This window comes from Nostoc sp., from assembly GCF_035638895.1.
In the GTDB taxonomy this organism is placed as follows: domain Bacteria; phylum Cyanobacteriota; class Cyanobacteriia; order Cyanobacteriales; family Nostocaceae; genus Nostoc.
Map to the genome: position 1 here is coordinate 1 of NZ_DASQZC010000480.1, position 2,928 is coordinate 2,928.

Genomic DNA, 2,928 nt, shown 5'->3' on the forward strand with positions numbered 1-2,928 from the left:
TTTTGGACACTGGGCTGCTCACAAACTAGAGCATTTAACTAATTACAGCCTACGTCATGGTGAATCTGTAGCGATCGGTATTGCTTTAGATACGACCTATTCATATTTAACAGGGCAACTATTACAATCTGAGTGGCAAAGGGTTCTAAGTACACTCAAGAAACTAGGCTTTACTTTGTATGTATCAGCGCTGACAGAACAATTAGATCAGCTAGATCATCCGCATTGTCTATTTCGGGGGCTTACCGAGTTCCGTGAACACTTGGGAGGAAATTTAACAATCACTCTTCTACAAAAAATCGGGAAGGGAATAGAAGTTCATCAGGTGGATTTGTCTTTATATAGAGATGCTATTTTGATGCTGAAAGATTGGGAACCTTTGCATTAATTTTTCTTTGAATACATCGCCCAAGTTTCTAGGCGATAAAACAAAGTGATTTTTTGTAGGATGAGTAAAGCAAATTAAAGTTATCGTGAGCCAAAAAAGTATGATGTCTTCGCTTCCCGTCAAGGACGCTCAAAATAATTTACAAGAGATCATCGATCAAGTTGCACAGGGTAAACCTGTGATCATTCGAGGCGATCGCGGTAATGCGATTCTGCTTGCCCAAAAAAATTGGTCTGCAATTCAGGAGACTCTTTACTTATTATCTATCCCTGGAATGCGAGAATCTATCAAAGAAGGACTAGCAACCCCGATCCAAGAATGTGATGGGGAATTGGATTGGTGAGTCAGCCAACGTCTGAGGAGCCACTTCCAAACCCCGAAGGTGCGAGTTGGAGGTTGATTTACACAAAACAAGCGCAGATCGAATCCGAGCAAGTAGTTAACCTTCCTTGCGGGAAGTCCCCAGGTGGAGTGCAACGGATACCTGGGGATGAATCTTGGGCAGGATCTAGTTAGCTACCCGGAGAATCTTGCTGCTTGATATATTTCTTCAAAACATCAAGTGATACTCCGCCACTGGAGTTGACAAAGTATGAACTCGACCAAAAAACAGGCTTCCAGTAGTATTTGTCTACGTGTGATTTGAACTCCTTGCGTATTAGTCTGCTTGACGACGCTTTTAGGACTTTTACCAATTCAGAAATATGAGTATCTGGGGAAATGTTGACCAATAGGTGAACATGGTCGGTTTCGCCATTGAACTCAAGTAGAGAAGCTTTTTGTTGCTCACATAAATCAGTAAAAATGACTTGCAGTCGATTGAGTATTTCTGAAGTAATCACCTTGCGTCGATACTTCGTTACCAATACAATATGTAAGTGAATGCAAAATACAGCGTGAGAACTCTTTCTGAGAGAGGGTTGCACTGCGCGTTATGTGAATGATATGATGACTCTCATGATAGTAACACGTAGGACAACCTTTCGCTTATATCCAACCAAGTCTCAAGAAGTCAAATTGCACTATTGGCGGCGACTTCATAAAGACTTGTTCAATGCCTGTCTTTACCACAGAAAGGCAGAATATCAGCGTTTTGGTAATTCTATTAGTTACTATGATCAACAAAACATCCTGCCTGAATTTAAAGAATGTTGGGTTGAATATAAAGAACTAGGTTCACAAGCTTTACAGTCTACTGTTAAACGTGTTGATTACGCATTCATGCGATTTTTTAAGGGGTTGGGTAGTTATCCTAAATTCAAATCTGCACGGCATTATCGTGGTTGGACTTATCCTGGAATAAGTGGATGGAAAGCGCATACAACAGGTGATAACGGTTATTTGGAATCGTCCAATCTATGACAGATTCAAATGAGAGGTAAAGCTAGAACTTGGGGTACACCAACGACTTGTACAATTATCTGGAAACAGGGTAAATGGTATACCTCAATTACAGTAAATTGTGAGCCAAAAAGAGAGACTGGTTCTGGTGCTGTTGGTTTAGATTTTGGTACTTATCATGCTATTGCTTGCTCGGACGGGACGATAATTGATAATCCAAAACTTCTAGCTAATACCCAGCAGAAAATAGAACAAACTTCTAAGAAATTACGCCGCAAACGTGCGCCTAATTTCAAGAAGAAGATTAAAGCTTCTAAAAAATGGAGAAAAAACAGAAAACAGGTTAGTAAACTTCAAAATAAGGTTGCCAACCAAAGGCAGGATTGGCAGCATAAAGTGGCTACACAAATAGTAAGCAGTAATAGCTTGGTAGCTACTGAAAAGCTAAACATCAAAGGAATGACTCGTAAAGCTAAGAAAGGTAGCAAGAGAAAACATCAAAAAACAGGGCTAAATAGATCGCTGTTAGATGTCGGGATTGGTAATCTAATTTCACTAATCAAATATAAACTCAATGAATGTAGCGGGGTATTTGTTGATGTACCCCTCAAGACTGCCCCATCCCAAACTTGCCCTAATTGCGGCAACAAGAAAAAGAAAGAGTTGTCCCAGCGTGTGCATAATTGCGAGAACTGTAATTTTGTTGCTGACCGTGATGTGGCAGCAGCTATGGTAATGCTCAATTATGCCAAGGGGTTAGGAACTAGCCTCTCAAACGCCGATGCTGAACCTCTTTCTAAAAACCCACAGCATTGTGGAGGGTTTAGGAAACTTCAGCAGTTGAAGCGTCAGAAACTGTACGACTAGCGAAGCGAAGTCCGTAGGTAGTTCATGATAATTCGCATGTGGACACATTACGAGTAAGTTACCTCCTCACCCCCACTTGGTGTTCACAATGAAAACCTCGATTCTCCCAAGCTTGCATATCTACTTCGGTAAGTCTTGTTACATTTGAGCATCGCGGTTGAATAATTTGACTTACAATAGCCCAAAATAAACTGCGTGTTACATCTAATCCAGTTTTGACCCAAGATTCACGATTACCAGGAATACCCAACTCCTCAACAATCTCTGTCTCTACCCAAATACCATGAGCGCCCAAGAGAATCTGTGCCATCCATTTTGCTCTGGGTAAATGA

6 protein-coding genes and 1 pseudogene are annotated in these 2,928 nt (G+C 40.9%); 5 read left to right on the top strand and 2 right to left on the bottom strand.

Annotated features, from left to right (window positions below; translation table 11 throughout):
• The 3 genes from VE944_RS24125 to VE944_RS24135 all read left to right on the top strand — a co-directional run.
• Positions 1–388: 3-dehydroquinate synthase family protein (locus tag VE944_RS24125; RefSeq protein ID WP_422656573.1), on the top strand; the 388-nt coding region annotated here is incomplete at its 5' end.
• Positions 389–488: 100 nt separating this feature from the next.
• Positions 489–731 carry a type II toxin-antitoxin system Phd/YefM family antitoxin gene (locus VE944_RS24130; protein ID WP_324983018.1) on the top strand — a complete coding sequence of 81 codons (243 nt, stop codon included), beginning with the start codon at positions 489–491 and terminating at the stop codon, positions 729–731.
• Positions 728–904, top strand: a complete 177-nt coding sequence (locus tag VE944_RS24135; RefSeq protein ID WP_324983020.1) for a hypothetical protein — start codon at positions 728–730, stop codon at positions 902–904. The genes VE944_RS24130 and VE944_RS24135 overlap by 4 nt, the downstream gene beginning before the upstream one ends.
• Here VE944_RS24135 and tnpA read toward each other — a convergent pair.
• A complete protein-coding gene (tnpA, locus tag VE944_RS24140) occupies positions 901–1,314 on the bottom strand; it encodes an IS200/IS605 family transposase (protein WP_324983023.1) in 414 nt (137 codons plus the stop codon). The two genes, VE944_RS24135 and tnpA, sit on opposite strands and share 4 nt — an antisense overlap.
• A gap of 31 nt (positions 1,315–1,345) precedes the next feature.
• On the opposite strand from tnpA, the gene VE944_RS24145 reads away from it, so the two are divergent.
• Together VE944_RS24145 and VE944_RS24150 are read left to right on the top strand one after the other, a co-directional pair.
• Positions 1,346–1,750, top strand: coding sequence for an RNA-guided endonuclease InsQ/TnpB family protein (locus VE944_RS24145; RefSeq protein ID WP_324983027.1), 405 nt, complete (start codon positions 1,346–1,348; stop codon positions 1,748–1,750).
• A gap of 9 nt (positions 1,751–1,759) precedes the next feature.
• A complete protein-coding gene (locus VE944_RS24150; protein WP_324983030.1) occupies positions 1,760–2,596 on the top strand; it encodes an RNA-guided endonuclease InsQ/TnpB family protein in 837 nt (278 codons plus the stop codon).
• Between the two features lie 58 nt (positions 2,597–2,654).
• On the opposite strand, the pseudogene VE944_RS24155 reads toward VE944_RS24150, so the two are convergent.
• A pseudogene (locus VE944_RS24155) lies at positions 2,655–2,928 on the bottom strand (YdcF family protein); the annotation flags it as partial.